A 15572-nucleotide genomic window follows, 5' to 3' on the forward strand; every position below is an offset into this window, starting at 1 on the left:
ACTCCTCAGTGCGCGACCGCGGCGGCGGCGGCCTCGTCGATCAGCCGGCCCTCGGCGAAACGCTCGAGGCTGAAGGGCGCGTTGATCGGGTGCGGTTCGTCGCGGGCGATGGTGTGGGCGAAGAGATCGGCGGAGCCGGGCGTGGCCTTGAAGCCGCCGGTGCCCCAGCCGCAATTGACGTAGAGGCCGGGGACCGGCGTTTTCGCGATGATCGGCGAGCGGTCCGGCGTGACGTCGACGATGCCGCCCCAGTTGCGCAGCATGCGCATGCGGCGGAACATCGGGAACAGCTCGCAGATCGCCTCCAGCGTGTGCATCGAGATGTGCAACGCGCCGCGCTGGCTGTAGGAGATGTAGGCGTCCGTGCCGGCGCCGATGACCAGCTCGCCCTTGTCCGACTGGCTGATATAGGCGTGGATCGTGTTCGACATGACGACGCAGGGAAAGCACGGCTTCACCGGCTCGGAGACCAGCGCCTGCAGCGGGAAGCTTTCGAGCGGCATGCGCAGCCCGGCCATCGCCATCACCACCGAGGTGTTGCCGGCGGCGACGACGCCGACGCGCTTCGTCGCGATCGGGCCGCGGGTGGTCTGCACGCCGCTGACGCGGCCGGCGGCGTCGCGGTCGATGCCGGTGACCTCGCAGTTCTGGATGATGTCGACGCCGAGGGCGCTGGCGGCGCGGGCATAGCCCCAGGCGACGGCATCGTGCCGCGCCGTGCCGCCGCGCCGCTGCAGCGCGCCGCCGGTGACCGCGTGGCGCATGCCGGGGGCGATGTTCAGCGGCGGGCAGAAGGCCTTCGCCTGTTCGGGGGTGAGCCATTCGTTGTCGACGCCATTGAGGCGGTTGGCGTGGACGTGGCGGCGGAAGACCTGTTCGTCGTGCACGTTGTGGGCGAGCATCAGCACGCCGCGCTGCGAGAACATGACGTTGTAGTTCAGGTCGGCCGAGAGGCCTTCCCAGAGTTTCAGCGCGTGGTCGTAGAGTGCGGCGCTTTCGTCGAACAGGTAGTTCGAGCGGATGATGGTGGTGTTGCGGCCGGTGTTGCCGCCGCCGATCCAGCCCTTTTCCAGCACGGCGATGTTGCGCATGCCGTGCTTGCGGGCGAGGTAGTAGGCGGTGCCGAGGCCGTGGCCGCCGCCGCCGATGATGACCGCGTCATAGCCGGGCTTCGGGGCGGCATCGCGCCACTGGGCCTGCCAGCCGGCCTGGCCGTCGAGCGCGCGCCTGATGAGGGCAAGGGCGGAAAAACGCTGCATTCAAAACTCCTGTCGGCAGTGACAATGCCATGCCGGACCGCGCCGCACATCGCGCGATACGCCGCCGGGGTTGTATCGAAGCGACATGCGTCTGATCATTTCCGCCGTGCCGCTCACCGGCTGTCAGCGCTGGGCGGTTTGCCAGCGTTCGGCGCGATGGAACGGCGCGTTGCTCGGCGGCAGCGGGTCGCGGCCGCGGATGTGGTCGGCCGCCTTCTCGCCGATCATGATGGTGGGCGCGTTGAGATTGCCGTTGGTGATGCGCGGCATGATCGAGGAATCGGCGACGCGCAGGCGCTCGACGCCGATGACGCGGGTTTCGGGATCGACCACCGCGAGCGGATCGGCGGCATCGCCCATGCGGCAGGTGCCGCTGGGGTGGTAGGCGCTTTCGACGGCGCCGCGGATGAAGGCGTCGATCTCCGCATCGGTGGTGACATCGGCGCCAGGGGCGATTTCGGCGCCGCGAAAGGGAGCGAAGGCCTCCTGCGCGAAGATCTCGCGGGTGAGGCGCACGCAGGCGCGCATGTCCGCCCAGTCCTGCTTCTCGCTCATGTAGTTGAAGAAGATCCGCGGCGGGGTTGCGGGATTGCGGTCGCGCAGGCGGACCCAGCCGCGGCTGTTCGAGCGCATCGGGCCGACATGGGCCTGGAAGCCGTGCTGGGTGGCGTGGGCGCGGCCATCGTAGCGGATGGCGACGGGGAGGAAGTGATACTGGATGTCTGGGTATTCGACGCCGGGGCGCGAGCGGATGAAGCCGCAGCTCTCGAAATGGTTGGTGGCGCCGAGACCGTCGTGGAACAGCAGCCAGCGCAGGCCGATCATCGCCTTGGCGAGCGGGTTCATCGCCGAATACAGCGTGATCGGCCGGGTGCAGGCGACCTGGAAGTAGAATTCGAGGTGGTCCTGCAGGTTCTCGCCGACACCGGGACGGTCGGCCACGACGTCGATGCCGAGCGCGGCGAGTTCGGCGGCGGGGCCGATGCCGGACCGCTTGAGCAGTTGCGGCGAGTTGATGGCGCCGGCGGCGAGGATCACCTCGCGGCGGGCGCGGGCGACGATGTCCTGCCCGAAGCGGCGATAGGCGACACCGCTGGCCGCCTTGCCGGCGAAGACGATGTGCGAGACCAGGCTGCGCGCGTGCAGGGTGAGGTTGGGGCGGTTGCGGATCGGCCGCAGATAGGCGTTCGCCGTGCTCCAGCGGCGGCCGCGATGGACGGTCATGTCCATCCGGCCGAAGCCTTCCTGCTGGTAGCCGTTGACATCGTCGGTGACGGGGTAGCCGGCCTGGCGCCCGGCCTCGATGAAGGCGCGGTAGAGCGGGTTGGCGAGGCGGCCGTAGCTGGTGTGCAGCGGGCCGGAATCGCCGCGATAGGCGTCGCCGCCCTCCGCACGGGTTTCGGCGCGGCGGAAATAGGGCAGCACGTCGCGCCAGCCCCAGCCGCGCGCGCCCATTTCCTCCCAGTGCTCGAAATCCATCGCGTTGCCGCGGATGTAGACGAGGCCGTTGATCGAGGAGGAGCCGCCGAGCACCTTGCCGCGCGGCGTGTGCATCCGCCGCCCGCCGAGATGCGGCTCGGGCTCGCTGTGATAGCCCCAGTCGTACTTCCTGGTGTTCATCGGGATCGACAGCGCGCTCGGCATCTGGATGAAGGGCGAGCGGTCGGAGCCGCCGAATTCGAGCAGCAGCACGGTGGCGTTGCCATCCTCGGTGAGGCGGTTCGCCATCGCGCAGCCGGCGGAACCGGCGCCGACGATGATGTAGTCGTATTCGCTGGGCATTTTCTAACGCCTCGTCAGTAAGGGGAGTCCACGGGCGCGAGGGCGACGTAGACGCTCTTGATCTCGGTATAGGCGTCGATCGCGGCGCGGCTGTTCTCGCGGCCGTAGCCGGACTGCTTCATGCCGCCGAAGGGAAGCTCGATCGGTGTGATATTGTAATGATTGATCCAGCAGGTGCCGGCTTCAAGGCGGGCGACGAGCGTGTGGGCGCGGGCGAGATCGCGGGTGAAGACGGCGGCGGCGAGGCCGTAGGGGGTGGCGTTGGCGCGGGCGATGGCGTCGTCCTCGTCGTCGAAGGCGAGGACCGACATCACGGGGCCGAAGATTTCCTCGCGCGCGATCGTCATGCCATCGGCGCAGCCGGCGAAGATGGTGGGTTCGATGAAGGTGTTGCCGGCGGGCACACCCTCGGTCCGGCGCTTTCCGCCGCAGACGAGGCGCGCGCCCTCGCGAAGGCCGGCCTCGATGAAGCCCATGACGCGGTCGGCGTGTTCGGGCGAGATCAGCGCGCCGATCTCGGTGGCGGGATCGAGCGGATCGCCGATGACGAGGCGCTGGGCGCGGGCGGCGAGGGTTTCGACGAAACGGTCGTGCACCGAGCGGTGGACGAAGACGCGCGTGCCGTTCGAGCAGATTTCGCCGGAGGAGTAGAAATTCGCCAGCATCGCGGCGGCGGCGGCGCTGTCGAGATCGGCATCGGCGCAGACGATGAGCGGGGATTTGCCGCCGAGTTCGAGGGTGACGCGCTTGAGGCTGGCCGCGGCCTCGGCGGCGACGGCCTTGCCGGTGGGGACCGAGCCGGTGAGCGAGATTTTCGCGACGTCGGGGTGGCGGACGAGGGCGAGGCCGGTTTCGCCGAAGCCGTTGACGACGTTGAACAGCCCGTCCGGCAGGCCGGCCTCGCGGTAGATCGCGGCGAGTTCGAACGCGGTCAGCGGGGTTTGCGGCGCGGGCTTGAAGATCACCGCGTTGCCGCAGGCGAGGGCGGGGGCGGATTTCCAGCAGGCGATCTGCAGCGGGTAGTTCCAGGCGCCGATCGCGGCGACGACGCCGAGCGGCTCGCGCCTGGTGTAGCCGAAGGCGGCGGGCCCGAGATCGACCGACTCGCCGGTGATCGAGGCGGCGAGACCGCCGAAATATTCGAGGCATTCGGCGCCGGAAATGACATCGACAACGCTGGTTTCGGCGATCGGGCGGCCGGTATCGAGCGTTTCGGTGCGGGCGAGTTCGTCGTTGCGTTCCCGCAATATCGACGCGGCACGCAGCAGGATGCGCCCGCGTGCCGCCGCGGGGGTGGCGGCCCAGGCGCGCTGGGCCTCGCGCGCGGCGGCGACGGCGGCGGCGACGGTTTCGGCGTCGGCGATCTCGATCTCGGCCAGCACGCCGCCGGTGGCGGGGTTGCGGGTTTCGAAACGCGCGAGGCCGGCGCGCGACCACGGGCCGCCGGCGATGAAGTTGCGGCGGGGTTCGCCTGTCATGGCAGGGCTCCGGTTCAGCTGGGGGCGAGGGCGGGGGTGGGGCTCGCGTCGGTCATCGTGGCGCGGCCGGCATGGGTGAGGGCGTCGAGCACCTCGTTGGCGCCGCACCAGCCGACGATGCAGCCGTCTTCGGCGACCAGTACGGGATGGCCGCTGCGCTGGCGCTGCTCGACGACATCCTTCAGCAGATGCGTGGTCTCGACGATGCCGACGGCACCTTCCGGTGTCGCGGTTTCGCCATCGACCGGATGGACGGCGATCGCCGCGCCGTTGCAGGAAAGACCGTCCAGCGTGCCGTCGGGGCGGAGCGAGAGGCGGTAGTGCGAGCGGTCGTCGGTGAAGCTGAACTGGGCACCCTGGGCATCGTCCCCGGTATCGAGCGGGCGCATCAGCGAGGCGGCGCGGATGGCGGTGAGCGGGTTCATGTGGCGGACGAATTCGGCGACATAGTCGGTGGCGGGACGCAGCACGATGTCTTCCGGCGCGCCGACCTGGATCACCCGGCCGTCCTTCATGATCGCGATGCGGTTGCCGAGTTTCAGCGCCTCGTCGAGATCGTGGGTGACGAAGATGATCGTCTTGTGCATGCTCTGCTGCAGGGAGAGCAGCTCGTCCTGCAGCTTGTTGCGGATCAGCGGGTCGAGCGCGGAGAAGGGCTCGTCCATCAGCAGGATGTCGGGGTCGGTGACGAGGGCGCGGGCGAGGCCGACGCGCTGCTGCATGCCGCCCGAAAGCTCATGCGCGTGCTTCTCCGCCCAGGGCAGCAGGCCGACGAGATCGAGCCAGCGGTCGACCGCCTCGCGGGTTTCGGCGGCGCCGGTGCGGCGCAGTTCGAGGCCGAGTTCGACATTGCGGCGGACGGTGCGCCAGGGCAGCAGGGCGAATTGCTGGAAGACCATCGAGACCGCGCGGTTGCGCAGGGCGCGCAGCGCGGCCGGGGCGGGGTTGGTCATGTCGACCGTCTGGTCGCCATGGCGGATCAGGATGCGGCCGCGGGAAATCCGGTTCAGGCCGTTGACCGCGCGCAGCACGGTGGTCTTGCCCGAGCCGGACAGGCCCATGATGACGAAGATCTCGCCTTTCGCGATCTCGAGATTCACATCGGCGGCGCCGACGACGACGCCGGTGGACTCGATGATGTCGGCGCGGGTCTTGCCGGCATCGAGCATGGCGGTGGCGGCGGCGAGCCGGGTGCGGCCGGCACGGCCCTCGGCGGGCGGGAAGAGAATGTCGACATTCTCGAAACGCGCTGCGAATTCGGTGCTCATGCGTTTTCGCGCTCCGGCCGGAACACCCGATCGAGGATGACCGCCACGATGACGATAGCGAGACCGGAGGTGAAGCCCCGGCCGATCTGCACGGTTTCCATGGCCTCGACCACGGGTTCGCCGAGACCGCCGGCGCCGACCAGCGCGGCGATGACCACCATCGACAGGCTCAGCATGATGACCTGGGTGAGACCGGCGAGGATCGTCGGCATGGCCGCCGGGATCTCGACCTTCCAGAGCAGTTCCCAGGGCGAGGCGCCGAAGGCCTGGCCCGCCTCGATCAGCGGGCGGGGGACGTTGACGATGCCGACATAGGTGAGGCGGACCGGGGTGGGCACCACGAAGACGACCGTCGAGATCAGGCCGGGCACGCTGCCGAGGCCGAAGAGCACCAGCGTCGGGATCAGGTAGACGAAGGTGGGCAGCGTCTGCATCAGGTCCAGCACGGGGCGCAGGATTCGGTAGAGCGTCGGGTGGTGCGCGGCGGCGACGCCGAGCGGCACGCCGATCAGCATGCAGGCGAGGGTGGCGTAGGCGACCAGCGAGAGCGTCTCGATCGTCCGGCCCCAGTAGCCCTGGTTGAGCACGAAGGTGAGCGCAATCAGCACGAACAGCGCGAGCTTCCAGGATTTCTTGAAATACCAGGTCAGTCCGGCAAAGATCACGATCAGGATGAGCGGCGAGACCCAGTTGAGCGCGCCGGTCGTGTTGTCGAGCAGGAAACCCAGCACATCCGAAAGGACGTTGAAGAATCCCTGGAAGTTGTTTTTCAGCGCGTCGATCGCCGCCGTCGCCCATGCCCCGAGGGGGATGACATGGTGGACGATCCAGTGCTGGACGCCATCTAGCCCGTTCATCGGTCAGCCTCCGTGATCCGGCGCGCGGTGGAGGGCCGCCGCGCGCCGGAGGTTCACCCGTTTCAGTCCGACTTCAGGCTGGCGAGCACCGCCGCCGCGCCCGGCTTGCCGTCGACCGTGGTGACGCCGTCGAGGGTTTTCTTGACCCAGGCGGGATGCGCCTTCAGCCAGGCGGCGGCGACGGCGGGGGCCTCCTGATGCTTGACCTGGACGTCGTACATCATCTTGTTCTCGTCGCCGACCGACAGGTAGAAATGGTGCAGCAGGACGCCGACATTCGGGCAGTCCTTGGCGTAGTTGTGGCGCGTGTTGATGTAGAGCGTCGCCTCGCCTTTGTGAGGACCGAAATAGTCCCGGCCGCCGGTGAGGTAGTTGATGTGGAACTCGACGTTCATCGGCTCGGGTTCCCAGCCGAGGAAGACGATGTCCTTCTTCTTCGGGTATTTGCGGGCGACCTCGGCGAGCATGCCGGCCTCGCTCGACTGCACGAGATGGAACTTGCCGAGGTCGAACTTGTTCGCCTTGATCATGGCGAGGATATGCAGGTTGCCGTCGTTGCCCGGCTCGATGCCGTAGATCTTGTAGTTCAGTTCCTTGGCGAACTTGTGGATGTCGGCGAAGGTCTTCAGGCCCTTCTCGTAGAGGTAGTGCGGCACCACGAGCGTGTATTTGGCGTGCTTGAGGTCGGGGCCGATGACGTCGATCTCGTGCTTCTTCTCGTAGGGCGTGGTGGTCGGGTTCTGCGACGGTGTCCAGTTGTCGAGGAAGACGTCGATCTTGCCGTTGCTGAGACCGGCATACATCACCTCCAGCGAGTAGAGGTTGATGTCGGTCTTGTAGCCGAGCGCCTGGGCGACCGTCGAGAAGACCGCGTTCTGGACCACATTGTCGGTCCAGCCGATATTGGCCATGCGGATCGTCTTGCACGAGGCGGGAACCGCCGCGTGGGCGATGCCCAGACTCATCGTGATTGACGCCAGCGCTGCGCCGATTGTGTATTTTTTCATTGTTTTCCTCTGCTCCGTTGAAAGTCCCTGTTGCGGTCCCGCGACCGGCCTGTCCCTGCCCTGTCCCTGGAATTTTTCATCGTTCTTTCATGCGTATAGCGTATGATAGACGACGGACTGTCTTGCATGGAACCGACGCCGGGCTTGCATGGTTCCGTTTGTGCGGCGCACCCTTCAGTGGGGCGGCGCGGCCGAGGAGAGATTCACGATGACGACGCCGGCGGCGATGACGGCGATGCCGAACATCGTGGCGGGGGACAGCGACTGTCCGAACCGGAGCCAGCCGACGGCGCTGATGAGCACGATGCCCGCGCCGCTCCAGATCGCGTAGACGACGCCGATCGGCATCGTCCTGACGATGATCGCAAGGAGGTAGAAGGCGGCTGCGTAGAACATCAGCGTGCCGATCGTCTGGACCGGCAGGGTGAAGCCGTCGGAGGCCTTCAGGAACGACGTTCCCGCCACCTCGCACGCGATCGCGATGGCGAGCAGGAAGTAGGACTTGAGCTCGTTCATCCCGCCGATGATCGACGCAAAGCGGGGGGCGGTCAACCCGCGACGACGCCGGAAAGGCCCGCGACGGTTTGACATCATCGCGGAATTGCTGGAAATTTCAGGAAAATCGGGAAGCGGAATAATGACGGGTGCGACGGCCGACGCCGCGCGATCCGGACTCGTTTTGCTTTGAGAACGAAATTTTGCGGCGCGGCATTTTGTCGCGCGGGGAGGAAATGTCGGATCTGAACAAGCGAAACAGCGATTCGATTCAAGACGTGGCGATGTACACGTAGAATTTATACAATTGCGAAAAGATCGAATAATCGCGGAAGAAAATGAACAGGGATTGACGTTGGAGGTGAGAGCCGCAGGATTTCCGTCTCTCGTGCACGGCGGTGTTTCATGGCTGGTGGCGCGGGGTTTTGCGAACATGGACGTCTTGCGAAAATCGTTTCCTTGAGCGGTGGAACTGCCATTCGGCCGACAGCCCGATGACCTGGTTTCGGGAGGGAGAATGGTTGTGCCCGGCGAGATGCCGTTGCGATGCGCATCTGCGACGCGCGCCGCCGCTCGGCGCAATGCCAGTCACGACAGAGACCGAAGATTTTCCAACAACAACAGGGTAGTGCAATGAGAACGAAAAGACTGATCGACCGGAAGCTTCTCGCCGGAGCCAGCGTGCTGGCGCTGATGGCCTTCGCATCGCCGGCCTTCGCGATGAACCTGCCGTCGCCGCAGAAATTCGAGGCCGGGCCGCTCGGCACGCTCGATGTGAGCGGCGGGTTCGACGGATTTTTCTACGGCATTTCCGGCGCCGGCACGAGCAGCATTCTGGGCAACCAGAAGTCCGCCGGGGCCGAGGCGCGGGTTCTCGAACTGACGGTGACGAAATCCTCCGGTCCGATCCAGTTCACCCTCGACGTCAAGCCGGACGACTCGCTGTATTTCGGCGTGCAGCCTCAGGCGATGAACGCCCATACCTTCTCGCTCGGGCCGGTCTATGCCGCCTACGTCACCTGGGCGCCGACGGCGAATTTCAACATCTCGGTCGGCCAGGTGTATTCGACGGAAGGCTGGGAATCCTCGACCGACTGGAAGAACGCCAACCTGATCGACTCGCCGCTCTACTACGTCGAGAACTCGTCGAGCCGCGGCGTGCAGGCGAGCTACACCTATGGCAAGCTGTCGGCCACGCTGACCTTCGGCGACGGTTTCGATACCGGGGTGTTCAACACGTTCCAGGAGCTGGTGACCTATTCGTTCGACAGCAACAACGCGCTGTCCTTCTACGGCACCCAGAATGTCGGCTTTACCGGGCCGAACACCCATGCCTATGGCTCGACCAGCACGGCCTATGCCAACAGCTTCACCGGCTATGGCTATAACGCTTACAATCCGGCCTACGAAAATTCGGACATGTATGGCGCTTACTATTCCTACACGCACGGCAACCTGAACGTGGTGCCCGAGGTGCAGTATGTCTATTCCAAGCCGAACAGCCGGCTTGGACTCAACAAGTTCACCAGCAATTTCGGCGCCGAGGTCATCACCAATTACCAGTTCGGCAAGTCGCCCTGGTCGCTCGGCAGCATGGTGTTCTACTACAAGAATATCGGGCCGCAGGCCTGGTATCTGAACGCCAACTCGTCCGGCTTCGGCATCGGCGTCACCCCGTCCTGGATCAAGGGGCACTTCTTCGTCCGCGGCGAGGTGGGCTTGCTGCACCTGACCGATCTTGGCACGCCGGCTGTCGGCGGTGGTTTCGGCAACAGCGGGACCGACCGCAACCAGGTGATGGGCGTGCTCGCCGCCGGTATCGTGTTCTGACGCTTCTCGTTTCACGAAACCTTCACATCCGGCCGCCCCTCGCGGCGGCCGGACATTATGGGCGGGGCCGCCGCCTCGGGTTATATGGTCGCCGCCGCATCGGCAGCGCGCTTGGGCGCGGGCCGGTCGAGGACGTAAGGAAGCAAGGAAGAAAGACATGGCCGACCTGATCTCATCGCCGCGCCGCACATTCCTCAAACTCGCCGGCGCCGGGCTCGGCGCGGGCCTGCTGCCCGCCGCGGGCCGCGCCGCATCGCCCGCGCTGGTGAGCGCCGCGAAGCACGAGGGGCAGCTCAACACCATCGCGCTGCCGCCGGACTGGGCGAATTACGGCGAGATCATCGCGACGTTCCAGAAGAAATACGGGATCACCATCCACAACGCCGCGCCGGATGACAGCTCGGCGCAGGAATTGCAGTCGATCCGCTCGCTCAAGCACCAGTCGCGCGGGCCGGACGTGGTCGATGTAGGCCCGGCCTTCGCGCTGAACGGCGCGCAGGAAGGGTTGTTCCGGCCCTACAAGGTCGCGACCTGGGACAGCATTCCGGCCTCGATGAAGGACCCGAACGGGCTGTGGTACGGCGACTATTTCGGCCTGGTGTCGTTCGGCATCAACCGCTCGGTCTCAAAGGCAGTGCCGCATGACTGGGCCGACCTGAAGAAGCCGGAATTCAAGGGCATGGTCGCGCTGAACGGCAGCCCGCTCGGCGCCGGGGCGGCGTTCGCCGCGGTGGTGGCGGCGGCACTCGCCAATGGCGGCTCGCTCGACAACATCATGCCGGGCATCGAGTTCTTCGCCGATCTCGCCAAGCGCGGCAATTTCAACCCCTCGGCGGCGACGGCGGCGAGCCTCGTTTCCGGCCAGACGCCGGTGGTGATCAACTGGGATTACCTGAACCTCGCCCAGGCGAAGAAGGCGAAGGGGATGACGCCGATCGACACGGTCATTCCCGAGGGGGCGACGCCGTATGGCGCGTTCTACTGCCAGGCGATCAGCAAGTTCGCGCCGCACCCGAAGGCGGCCGAACTGTGGCAGGAATTCATTTATTCCGACGAGGGACAGCTTCTCTACCTCAAGGGCTTCGCCCATCCGGCGCGGTTCTCGGCGATGGCGAAGGCGGGGGCCATTCCGAAGTCGCTGATGGCGGAACTGCCGCCGGCCAAGCCGTATGGCGAGGCGGTGTTCGCCAATAACGAGCAGACGAAGAAGGCGCAGCAACTGCTGGCGGCCAACTGGACGAAGCTCGTCAAGGCGTGAGTTTCCGGTTCAAGGCCGGCGAGGGCGGCGGGCTGACGCTCGCCTTCGTCGGCCCGCTGGTCGTTTACGTGATCGCCTTCCTCGTGCTGCCGACGCTGATGCTGCTGGCGGAGGCGTTCTCGGGCAAGCACGGGCTGACGCTGAAATATGTCGCTGCGCTGGGCCAGGGGCAGACGGTGGTCGCGTTCCGCAACTCGCTCGTGCTGTCGGCGCTGGCGGCGCTGGTCGGCGTGATCGCCGGCGGGATCGCCGCCTACCTGGTGCTGCGGCCGGGCATGCCGCGGGGCGTGCGCTCGCTGGTGACGAGCTTCAGCGCGGTGGCGGCGAATTTCGCCGGCGTGCCGCTGGCCTTCGCCTTCATCGCGACGCTGGGCAGCCTCGGCATCATCACGGTGTGGCTGAAATCGGTCGGGGTCGATCTCTACGGCATGGGATTCAGCCTGTATTCGCTGCCGGGCCTCGTGCTGGTCTACGCCTATTTCCAGATCCCGCTGATGATCATCGTGTTCACCCCGGCGCTGGAGGCGCTGCGGCGGGAGTGGCGGGAGGCGGCGGAGAATCTCGGCGCCTCCGCCTTCGATTACTGGCGGCATGTCGGGTTGCCGATTTTGCTCCCCTCGCTGCTCTCGGCGTTCATCCTGCTGTTCGGCAACGCCTTCTCGGCCTATGCGACGCCCTATGCGCTGACCTCGGGGATCGTCGCGCTGGTGCCGGTGGAGATCAGCAACGTGCTGTCGGGCAATGTGATGATCTCGCAGCAGACCGGGGCGGCGCTGGCGCTCGGGATGATCGTGGTGATGGTCGCGGTGATGGGCGTCTATGCGCTGGCGGCGCGGCGGATCGGCCGCTGGGGGCGGCGATGAAAGGCGCGCTCGGACGGTTGCTGCCGGAGGCCTGGCTCGGGCTGCTCGGCCTGTATTTCCTGGTCCCGCTGCTCGCGACGGGCGCGTTCAGCCTGTGGGAAGGCGGCTCGCGCTACGGCTTCGCCGCTTACGTGGCGCTGTTCCACCAGCCGAAGCTCTGGCAGAGCCTGTTCCTCTCGGTGCGGCTGGCGGTGGAGACGATCCTGCTCGGGCTCATCGTGCTGGTGCCGGCGGTGTTCTGGCTGAACCTGCGGGTGCCGCGGCTGCGGCCGGTGTTCGATTTCATCTCGGTGCTGCCCTTCGTGGTGCCGCCGATCGCGCTGGTCGCCGGGATGACGGCGCTCTACACGGGGCCGGACTGGCTGGTCGGCACCCCCAACTATCTGGTGATACCCTACGTGATCCTCGCATTGCCCTATACCTATCGCGCGCTCGATCTCGGCATGCGCGTGCTCGACCTGCGCACCATGACCGAGGCGTCGCAGAGCCTCGGCGCCGGCTGGGGGACGCTGATCTTCCGCGTCGTGGTGCCGAACCTGACGACGGCGCTGCTGGGCGCGGCGCTGCTGACGATCGCCATCGTGATGGGCGAGTTCACCTTCGCCAACATCCTGCTGTTCAACACGTTCGCCGTCTATATCAACTATGTCGGCCAGACTTCGGCGACGCAGGCCTCGGCGCTGACGCTGCTGAGCTTCCTGATCACCTGGCTGGCGATGCTCGGCGTGCTGGTCTCGGGCCGGGGCGGGCGCAGCGTGCAGATCGGAGGGGCGCGCTGATGCCGCATCTGGAAATCGACGGCGCGGTAAAGCGCTATGGTGGCAAGACCGTGCTGCACGGGATCGACCTCGCGCTGGGGCAGGGGGAGTTCGTCTCGCTGCTCGGGCCCTCGGGCTGCGGCAAGACGACGCTGCTGCGCATCGTCGCCGGGTTCGAGCGGCCGGATGGCGGGCGGGTGGTGCTGGCGGGGAGCGACATCACCGCCCTGCCGGCGGCGCGGCGCAACATGGGCATGGTGTTCCAGGCCTATTCGCTGTTCCCGAACATGACGGCGGAGGAGAATGTCCGCTTCGGGCTGAAGGTGCGGCGGGAGACGCCGGCGGCGCAGCAGGCGCGGGCGGCGGAGCTGCTGGCGCTGGTGGGGCTGGCCGAGCACGCGCGGAAATATCCGCACCAGCTCTCCGGCGGCCAGCAGCAGCGGGTGGCGTTGGCGCGGGCGCTGGCGATCCGCCCGGCGCTGCTGCTGCTCGACGAACCGCTGTCCGCGCTCGACGCCAAGGTGCGGGTGCAGCTGCGCGACGAGATCCGCCGCATCCAGCAGGAGACCGGGGTGACGACGCTGTTCGTCACCCATGACCAGGAGGAGGCGCTGTCGATCTCCGACCGGGTGGTGGTGATGCAGGAGGGGCGGATCGCCCAGGCGGGGACGCCGGCGGAGATCTATGGCGAGCCGGCGAACATCTTCGTCGCGCGGTTCGTCGGCGCCGCGGCGGAACTGCGCGGCCGGGTGCGGGACGCCGAGGCCGGGCTGGTCGAGCTGTGCGGGCGGGCGGTGCCCGCGGCGCGGGCGCGCGGGCTGGCGGCGGGGTCGGACGTGCATGTGCTGCTGCGGCCGGAGACGGTGCGGCTCGGCCCGCCGGGGGCGGCGGAGGCGTTGCTGGAGGGGGTGGTCGCCTCGCGGGTTTTCTTCGGCGCGCTGACGTCGATCCGCATCGAGGTGGATGGCGGCTTCAGTCTCGCGGCGGCGATGCCGAGTGCAGAGGCTGGCGCTGTGGCACAGGGCAGCCGAGTTTCGATCTGGTGGGACGGGGAGGCGCCGCGGGTGCTGGCCGCCGGATGATCCCCGAGGGCGCGATCGAGGCGGCGAAGGCCGCGGCGGAGGCCGCGCGGGCGGCGATCCGCCCGTATTTCCGCGCCGGCGTGGGTGCCGACGACAAGGCGGATGCGAGCCCGGTGACGGCGGCGGACCGGGCGGCGGAGACGGCGATGCGCGCGGCGCTGGCGCGGCACACGCCGGGGTTCGGGGTGATCGGCGAGGAATTCGGCGACGACCGGCGCGGGCGGTTCAACTGGGTGATCGACCCGATCGACGGGACGCGGGAGTTCATCACCGGGCGGGCGAGTTTCGTGACGCTGATCGGCCTGGTCGAGGACGGCGTGCCGGTGCTCGGGCTGATCGACCAGCCGATGACCGGCGAGCGGTGGCTGGCGGCCGGCGGGCAGATCGAGTTCAGCGGCCCGTTCGGCGGGGTGCCGGGCTGCCGGCGGCGCGCGGCGCTGGGCGAGGCGGAACTCTCCTGCACCGGGCCGGAATGGTTCGCGCCGGCGCAGCGCGTGGCGTTCGACCGGCTCGGCCGGGCCTGCCGCCGGGTGTCGTGGGGCGACAATGCCTATGCCGCGGGGCTGCTGGCGCTCGGCGCGATCGACATCATCGCCGAGGCCGGGCACAAGCCGTGGGACTGGGCGGCGTCGGTGCCGATCGTCGAGGCGGCGGGCGGGACGATGTGCGACTGGTCGGGCCGGGCGCTGCGGCTCGACGCCGAGACCGACGGGACCGTGCTGATCCTGGGCGACCCGTCGCTGCGCGACGAGGCCCTTGCCATTCTTCGAGGTGACTCTTGCTGATTGCCCATATTTCCGACCTGCATGTCCGCCCGGTCGGCCGGCCGGCCAACCGCGTGGTCGAGACCAACATGATGGCCGAGCGCGTGCTGCGCCGGGTGGCGACGCTGGATCCGGCGCCGGAGGCGATCGTCATCACCGGCGATCTCGTGGATTGCGGGCGGGACGACGAATATGAGGAGCTGAACCGGCTGCTCGACCGCAAGCTGCCATGCCCGGTCTATGTGGTGCCCGGCAACCACGACCGGCGCGAGGCGTTCCGCGCGGCGCTGGGCCATTTGCCGGGGGTGACGGCGGATCCGGACTTCGTGCAGTATTCCGCCGATATCGGCCCGTTCCGGCTGATCATGCTCGACAGCGTGGTGCCGGGGGCGGGGCATGGCGAGCTGTGCCCGCAACGGCTCGCGTTTCTGGATGCGGCGCTGGAGGCGGCGGCGGGACGCAAGGTGCTGATCGGGCTGCATCATCCGCCGGTCATCACCGGGGTGGCGGCGATGGACAGCATCATGCTGCGCTCGTCCGAGGCGCTGCTGGCGCGGGCGGCGGCGCATGGGAACGTCGCGGCCATTCTCTCGGGGCATCATCACCGCGCGATCCATGCCGCGCATGGCGGCACGATGCTGCTGAGCGTGCCGGCCGCCGCGGGGCACCAGAGCGAGATCACCTTCGATCCGAAGGCGCGGGCCTATTTCCATCTGGAGCCGGGCGGCATTTTCCTGCTGCGCTGGACCGAGCCGGAGGGGCTGACGGCGATGCTCGACAGCGTGGGCGATCTGCCGGGGCCGTATCCGTTCGTCGTCGAGCCGGAGTATCCGGGCATGCGGCGGGCCGGCGCGGCCTCCTGAGGCGGAGC

Annotated in this window: 15 protein-coding genes; 8 read left to right on the plus strand and 7 right to left on the minus strand. The window is 67.6% G+C overall.

The genetic code is table 11. The annotated features are described in order from the left end of the window. Window positions 1-5: 5 nt before the first annotated feature. The 7 genes from ACMV_RS04435 to ACMV_RS04465 all read right to left on the minus strand — a co-directional run bounded on the left by ACMV_RS04435 (window position 6) and on the right by ACMV_RS04465 (window position 8167). The gene (locus tag ACMV_RS04435; RefSeq protein WP_011941911.1) at window positions 6-1259 is read right to left on the minus strand and encodes a sarcosine oxidase subunit beta family protein; all 1254 of its coding nucleotides are present in this window, start codon (window positions 1257-1259) and stop codon (window positions 6-8) included. Between the two features lie 123 nt (window positions 1260-1382). Continuing rightward, window positions 1383-3041: a choline dehydrogenase gene (betA, locus tag ACMV_RS04440; protein WP_011941910.1), complete on the minus strand. Its 1659-nt coding sequence runs from the start codon at window positions 3039-3041 to the stop codon at window positions 1383-1385. A 14-nt stretch (window positions 3042-3055) separates the two neighbouring features. Next, the gene (betB, locus tag ACMV_RS04445; RefSeq protein WP_011941909.1) at window positions 3056-4519 is read right to left on the minus strand and encodes a betaine-aldehyde dehydrogenase; all 1464 of its coding nucleotides are present in this window, start codon (window positions 4517-4519) and stop codon (window positions 3056-3058) included. A 14-nt stretch (window positions 4520-4533) separates the two neighbouring features. Then, window positions 4534-5787, minus strand: coding sequence for a quaternary amine ABC transporter ATP-binding protein (locus tag ACMV_RS04450; protein WP_011941908.1), 1254 nt, complete (start codon window positions 5785-5787; stop codon window positions 4534-4536). After that, a complete protein-coding gene (gene choW / locus ACMV_RS04455) occupies window positions 5784-6644 on the minus strand; it encodes a choline ABC transporter permease subunit (RefSeq protein WP_007422475.1) in 861 nt (286 codons plus the stop codon). The genes ACMV_RS04450 and choW overlap by 4 nt, the downstream gene beginning before the upstream one ends. Window positions 6645-6706: 62 nt before the next feature. Next, complete coding sequence (locus ACMV_RS04460) at window positions 6707-7651, minus strand: ABC transporter substrate-binding protein (protein ID WP_007422474.1); 945 nt, start codon at window positions 7649-7651, stop codon at window positions 6707-6709. A 174-nt stretch (window positions 7652-7825) separates the two neighbouring features. Continuing rightward, on the minus strand, window positions 7826-8167 hold the full coding sequence (locus ACMV_RS04465; RefSeq protein WP_013639678.1) for a DMT family transporter: 342 nt from the start codon (window positions 8165-8167) through the stop codon (window positions 7826-7828). On the opposite strand from ACMV_RS04465, the gene ACMV_RS20750 reads away from it, so the two are divergent. From ACMV_RS20750 to ACMV_RS04500, 8 genes are all read left to right on the plus strand, one after another. Continuing rightward, the gene (locus ACMV_RS20750) at window positions 8154-8339 is read left to right on the plus strand and encodes a hypothetical protein (protein WP_148360991.1); all 186 of its coding nucleotides are present in this window, start codon (window positions 8154-8156) and stop codon (window positions 8337-8339) included. The genes ACMV_RS04465 and ACMV_RS20750 overlap by 14 nt on opposite strands. 440 nt (window positions 8340-8779) lie before the next feature. Further along, entirely contained in the window at window positions 8780-9976 is a 1197-nt protein-coding gene (locus tag ACMV_RS04470; protein WP_013639679.1) for an outer membrane beta-barrel protein, read from the plus strand. A gap of 157 nt (window positions 9977-10133) precedes the next feature. Then, window positions 10134-11234: an ABC transporter substrate-binding protein gene (locus ACMV_RS04475; protein WP_013639680.1), complete on the plus strand. Its 1101-nt coding sequence runs from the start codon at window positions 10134-10136 to the stop codon at window positions 11232-11234. Beyond that, on the plus strand, window positions 11231-12097 hold the full coding sequence (locus ACMV_RS04480) for an ABC transporter permease (protein WP_011941904.1): 867 nt from the start codon (window positions 11231-11233) through the stop codon (window positions 12095-12097). The genes ACMV_RS04475 and ACMV_RS04480 overlap by 4 nt, the downstream gene beginning before the upstream one ends. Further along, window positions 12094-12876, plus strand: coding sequence for an ABC transporter permease (locus ACMV_RS04485; protein ID WP_013639681.1), 783 nt, complete (start codon window positions 12094-12096; stop codon window positions 12874-12876). The genes ACMV_RS04480 and ACMV_RS04485 overlap by 4 nt, the downstream gene beginning before the upstream one ends. Beyond that, window positions 12876-13937: an ABC transporter ATP-binding protein gene (locus ACMV_RS04490; RefSeq protein WP_011941903.1), complete on the plus strand. Its 1062-nt coding sequence runs from the start codon at window positions 12876-12878 to the stop codon at window positions 13935-13937. The genes ACMV_RS04485 and ACMV_RS04490 overlap by 1 nt, the downstream gene beginning before the upstream one ends. Further along, window positions 13934-14722, plus strand: a complete 789-nt coding sequence (locus tag ACMV_RS04495) for an inositol monophosphatase family protein (RefSeq protein ID WP_013639682.1) — start codon at window positions 13934-13936, stop codon at window positions 14720-14722. The genes ACMV_RS04490 and ACMV_RS04495 overlap by 4 nt, the downstream gene beginning before the upstream one ends. Beyond that, entirely contained in the window at window positions 14716-15564 is an 849-nt protein-coding gene (locus ACMV_RS04500) for a phosphodiesterase (RefSeq protein ID WP_011941901.1), read from the plus strand. Before ACMV_RS04495 ends, ACMV_RS04500 begins: the two co-directional genes overlap by 7 nt. The last annotated feature ends 8 nt before the right edge of the window (window positions 15565-15572 follow it).

This window comes from Acidiphilium multivorum AIU301 (genome assembly GCF_000202835.1).
GTDB lineage: Bacteria > Pseudomonadota > Alphaproteobacteria > Acetobacterales > Acetobacteraceae > Acidiphilium > Acidiphilium multivorum.

Excerpts from the sequence above, each read along its gene's own strand:
- ACMV_RS04435 (WP_011941911.1), bottom strand. The coding sequence starts at position 1,259 with ATGCAGCGTTTTTCCGCCCTTGCCCTCATCAGGCGCGCGCTCGACGGC.
- betA (WP_011941910.1), bottom strand. The coding sequence starts at position 3,041 with ATGCCCAGCGAATACGACTACATCATCGTCGGCGCCGGTTCCGCCGGC.
- betB (WP_011941909.1), bottom strand. The coding sequence starts at position 4,519 with ATGACAGGCGAACCCCGCCGCAACTTCATCGCCGGCGGCCCGTGGTCG.
- ACMV_RS04450 (WP_011941908.1), bottom strand. The coding sequence starts at position 5,787 with ATGAGCACCGAATTCGCAGCGCGTTTCGAGAATGTCGACATTCTCTTC.
- choW (WP_007422475.1), bottom strand. The coding sequence starts at position 6,644 with ATGAACGGGCTAGATGGCGTCCAGCACTGGATCGTCCACCATGTCATC.
- ACMV_RS04460 (WP_007422474.1), bottom strand. The coding sequence starts at position 7,651 with ATGAAAAAATACACAATCGGCGCAGCGCTGGCGTCAATCACGATGAGT.
- ACMV_RS04465 (WP_013639678.1), bottom strand. The coding sequence starts at position 8,167 with ATGAACGAGCTCAAGTCCTACTTCCTGCTCGCCATCGCGATCGCGTGC.
- ACMV_RS04470 (WP_013639679.1), top strand. The coding sequence starts at position 8,780 with ATGAGAACGAAAAGACTGATCGACCGGAAGCTTCTCGCCGGAGCCAGC.
- ACMV_RS04475 (WP_013639680.1), top strand. The coding sequence starts at position 10,134 with ATGGCCGACCTGATCTCATCGCCGCGCCGCACATTCCTCAAACTCGCC.
- ACMV_RS04485 (WP_013639681.1), top strand. The coding sequence starts at position 12,094 with ATGAAAGGCGCGCTCGGACGGTTGCTGCCGGAGGCCTGGCTCGGGCTG.
- ACMV_RS04490 (WP_011941903.1), top strand. The coding sequence starts at position 12,876 with ATGCCGCATCTGGAAATCGACGGCGCGGTAAAGCGCTATGGTGGCAAG.
- ACMV_RS04495 (WP_013639682.1), top strand. The coding sequence starts at position 13,934 with ATGATCCCCGAGGGCGCGATCGAGGCGGCGAAGGCCGCGGCGGAGGCC.